The 4777-nt window shown below is 36.4% G+C and carries 5 protein-coding genes; all 5 read left to right on the top strand.

Going from position 1 to position 4777, the window contains the following annotated elements; genetic code table 11:
* Positions 1–393, top strand: a 393-nt coding sequence (locus M2326_RS17320) for an aldehyde dehydrogenase family protein (protein ID WP_264620800.1), incomplete at its 5' end; no start/stop codon positions are given.
* Between the two features lie 14 nt (positions 394–407).
* Positions 408–2057, top strand: a complete 1650-nt coding sequence (locus M2326_RS17325) for an apiosidase-like domain-containing protein (RefSeq protein WP_264620801.1) — start codon at positions 408–410, stop codon at positions 2055–2057.
* 27 nt (positions 2058–2084) lie between these two features.
* Positions 2085–3179: a mandelate racemase/muconate lactonizing enzyme family protein gene (locus M2326_RS17330; RefSeq protein WP_264620802.1), complete on the top strand. Its 1095-nt coding sequence runs from the start codon at positions 2085–2087 to the stop codon at positions 3177–3179.
* A 27-nt stretch (positions 3180–3206) separates the two neighbouring features.
* Positions 3207–4253, top strand: coding sequence for an aldose epimerase family protein (locus M2326_RS17335; protein WP_264620803.1), 1047 nt, complete (start codon positions 3207–3209; stop codon positions 4251–4253).
* 44 nt (positions 4254–4297) lie between these two features.
* Positions 4298–4777, top strand: a 480-nt coding sequence (locus M2326_RS17340; RefSeq protein ID WP_319800852.1) for an L-rhamnose/proton symporter RhaT, incomplete at its 3' end; no start/stop codon positions are given.

The following is a 4777-nucleotide window of genomic DNA, read 5'->3' on the forward strand; positions in this document are numbered from 1 at the left end:
AACAAACCAACAGGTCCTGGATTTGAAAAAGGATATTGGTTTGAACCAACTATTTTGACCAATGTAACACAAGATATGACTATTGTTCATGAAGAGTCTTTTGGTCCAATATTACCAGTACTTAAATTCAAAACTTTTGAAGAAGTGATTGGTTATGCAAATGACTGCGAATATGGTTTGGCTGCAATGGTTTTCACCAATGACATGAGTACTATCATGAAATGTAATGACGAATTGGAATACGGAGAAATATATGTAAATCGTGGTCATGGTGAGCAACACCAAGGTTTCCATAACGGATACAAATTATCTGGTTCTGGTGGTGAAGACGGAAAATATGGTTTTGAACAATATTTAGAAAAGAAAACTTTCTACATCAGACATAAAGCTTAAATTTCAATTTTCTTATGAAAAACAAAATCATTATACTCTTTGTTTGTTGCGCTTTTTCATTTTCGAAAGCACAAATAAAAAAATGGGACAATCCCAAAGCCAACACTTTGATTACGATTCCACAATGGGAAGTAAATGATCTTGTTTTTCATTTGAAAAACAAAGTCGAAGCTCCTTTCGATAAAAATGTATTTGCACTTGTAAATGCTAATGGAGAATCGCAAAGAGTTCCTTTATTTTTTAACGGAAATAACACTTGGGTATTGCGCTATTCAAGTGCCTCTGAAGGAATTAAGAACTTTAGTATTACTGGTGATATAAAAGAATTGTCGGGTAAAAAAGGTAGTATTTCGATTCTTAAAAACACTAAAAAAGACCGTCATGGAGGTATAACTACTTCTAAGGAAAATCCACAGCATTTTTTCTACCAAGATGGCAAACATTACAGCAATTTGGCTTTTGAATGCGATTGGTTATTTGCTCTTGATTACGGTCAAAAAGAACTATCCAAAACCAATCAATTGCTAGAAACGATTCGTCAAAATGGTTTTAGCCAAATTGTAATGAATCTGTACACCTATGATGTTTCATGGCCCAAAGATCCTTTACTAGCTCAACATCCAGAACATGAATACGGCGGAAGCGAAAAGATGTTTCCTTTTTTAGGCTCAAATTCGAAACCCGATTTTAGTTCGCTCAACGTTGCTTTTTTTGATCATTTTGACAAAGTAATTGCTTCGATGCACGATAAAGAATTGGTGAGTCATTTGATGATTTATGTTTGGAACAAAAAAGTCGCATGGCCAGAAATGAATTCTCCAGAAGACAATAGGTATTACGATTATGTGATCAAACGCTACCAAGCGTTCCCGAATATGATTTGGGATGTATCCAAAGAGGCTTTGCATTATGGCAGAGCGACCAATAAATACATATCTGAACGTATCGCTCGTACCAAAAAACTAGATGGCTACCAAAGGCTAATCTCTGTACATGACTATGGTTTTTGCAGAAATCATCCCGATGAAGTCGATTTTATTTCGACTCAAAACTGGAGACACACCCTCTATCAGCATATGATAGATGCCCGTACTGATTTCCCCAACAAACCTATTTTCAACATCGAACACGGCGGTTATGAAGAAGCACCATACAAGGTTTTTCCTGGCGCTTATACCAATGCCGAATCTTGTTTAAGACGAAATTACATGTGCTTTTTTGCAGGTGCGTACAGTACCTATTATTGGCAAGGAACTTCTTGGAATGCCATAATTCACAATCCTTTTGAACAACCCCGAGGCGTTTACAAACCGCGTTTTGATTATTTTTCGCATATGCGAAAATTATACGATACTTTCAATATTGAAAACTTCAAGCCCTCCCCTAATAATAATGGAAGCGGTTATAATTTGAGTAATGAAAAAGAAGGTATTATTATGCTGTTTATGCCTAAGGAAAATTTCACCATTATGTTTGATGGCCTAATAAACAAGGATTTTTCTAGTGCAAATGCTACACAGCAATGGTTCAACACCTATACGGGTGAATTTTCGGAAGAAAGAAAATACGAAAAAATAAAAGATAATTTTTGGCCTTGGCAACCTTGGCGTGGAGAAGCAGATACGATTCTTATTATTCGAAATCTGAAATCTAAAAAGAAATAAAAGTTTAAAAAATTTAAATAGACAAACATGAATACAGCTATAAAAAATGTAAAAGTACAATTGTTCAAAGTGCCTTTACCAGAAATATTAAATGATGCCAAACATGGTGATCATTCTCATTTTGAATTAATTACTACGACGATCACTCTTGAAGATGGATCAGAAGGAACTGGATATACCTACACAGGTGGAAAAGGTGGTCATTCCATAAAGGCTATGGTGGAGCATGATTTTGCTTCCGTTTTAGTTGGGAAAGACGGAACAGACATTGACGGAATCTACGATTTCATGGAATGGCACGTACATTACGTAGGTCGTGGCGGAATTGCTTCTTTTGCTATTTCGACTATCGATATTGCCCTTTGGGATATAAAATGTAAAAAAGCTGGTTTACCGTTATGGAAAATGGCTGGTGGACAAGGAAATACATGTAAAGCCTATTGTGGCGGAATCGATTTAATGTTTCCTATCGAAAAGCTTTTGAACAACATGAAAGGTTACATGGAAAGAGGTTTCACTGCTGTGAAAATCAAAATTGGTCGTGAAAATCTTGAAGAAGATTTAGAGCGTATCAGAGCCGTACGTGAATTTGTTGGTCCAGAAGTTACTTTTATGGTAGATGCCAATTATTCAATGTCGAAAGAAAAAGCCATTCGTGCTATCGAAGGTTTTAAAGACCAAAATATCACTTGGTTTGAAGAGCCAATTATTCCAGACGATTACAAAGGATATGGCGAAATTGTTGACCAAACCGGTTTTCCTTTGGCAATGGGCGAAAACTTACATACGATTCACGAATTTGAGTATGCTTTTGACCAAGCCAAATTATCATTTATCCAACCTGATGCTTCCAATTGTGGCGGAATTACAGGATGGTTGGCAGCTGCACGATTAGCAGACAAACATAATATTCCTGCTTGTTCTCACGGTATGCAAGAGCTACATGTAAGTTTGGTTTCGGCACAACCTAATTCAGGATGGCTAGAAGTGCATAGTTTCCCAATTGATGAGTACACCACTCGTCCTTTAGTGGTAGAAAATCATAGAGCTGTAGCACCAGATTATCCTGGTACTGGAGTTATATTCGATTGGAATAAATTAGCGCCTTTCGAACAAAACTAATTCTATTAACACCAAAAAACAACCACAATGCAAGCAACCAAAAGCAATTTTGCCACCCATAACAATCAAGAAATTGATTTATTCACCTTAACAAATGATAACGGTATGACCGTAAAAATCATGAATTATGGTTCTACAATAACGTCAATTACGGTTCCTAATCAAGATGGAACAAGAGATGAATTGGTATGTGGATTTGAAAATTTTGATAATTACTTTTCTAAAGATTACGCTGCAAATGCTCCTTATTTTGGATCCATCGTTGGACGTTATTCTTCGCAAATCAAAGATGCTAAATTTACCTTAAATGGAAAACAATACGAGTTGGCACCAAACTGCGGTGACAATAATTTACATGGAGGTGTTCTTGGCTTTGACAAAAAAATATGGACCGTAGAAACTTCTAACCTTAAGGATGCCACAGGGGTCAAAATGTCACTTATAAGCAACCATCTTGAAGAAGGTTTCCCAGGAAATGTAGTAATACAAGTTTCATTTAGTTTGAATAATGCCAACGAATTAAGCATTAAATACCAAGCCAATCCTGATGCTGACACTCCCCTATCATTGACAAATCATACTTATTTCAACCTATCAGGATTTGCAGATTCTATCGAGCACCATTCGGTTCAAGTACAAGCTGGCAAAAAACTATCCATGGATGACACTGGAGCTGCAACAGGCGAAATCGTGAACCTTGATGGACAAAAAGATGATTTAAGAACTACTCAAACGATCAAAGATGTTCATATTAAAATGAATGACGGTTTTGAGCACTACTATATTTTCGATAAAAACAATTTCGAACTCGAAAAAGTAGCCGAAATCAATTGTCCTGCAAACGGTCGCAAACTAGAAATTAGCAGTTCAGAACCTGGTATGTTATTCTACACCGGAAAATACACTTCGGATGCCATTGTGAGAGAAACAGGAGAACAATTTGGAAAATTCCGTGCTTTCTGTTGTGAAACTCATCGTTATCCAAACGGAATCAACATGGAAAATGCTCCAAAATGCATCACAAAAGCAGGAGAAACATTCGAAAGTGAAACTGTTTTTAAACTATCTTTCTAAACTATAAGGACCAAATATTTTAACTACCACACAATACAAAAATTATGATCGAAGGAATATTATTAGCCATATTTGCAGGCTTGATGCTTGGCTTATACGCGCTACCAGAAAAATTCACCAAGGATTTCAAATACGAAAACACTTGGAGTTTATTCTTTTTACTAACCATGTTCGTTGTACCTATCATCGCATCGGTTACATTAATTGATGGTTTTTCGACCATTTTTAGCGAAATGCCAACAGATATTTTAGTCAAAATGGGATTGGCTAGTTTCCTTTGGGGAATCGGAGTGATGATGTGGAGTAAAGCCATCAACTACATCGGTCTTTCATTAGGATTTTCGTTATTCATCGGAACCGTGATTTTGGTAGGTTCTCTACTTCCATTTATTGTAGAAGACCTTCCTCCTGCCAACAAATTAACTTTAATTATTGTCGGTTTATTCATTGTTTTGATTGGAATTTTCGCCAACGGAAAAGCAGGATACGCCAGAGAAAGCGCTGAGAAAAAAGAAGAGAGTACC

The organism is Flavobacterium psychraerolatum (assembly GCF_025960985.1).
Taxonomy (GTDB): Bacteria; Bacteroidota; Bacteroidia; order Flavobacteriales; family Flavobacteriaceae; genus Flavobacterium.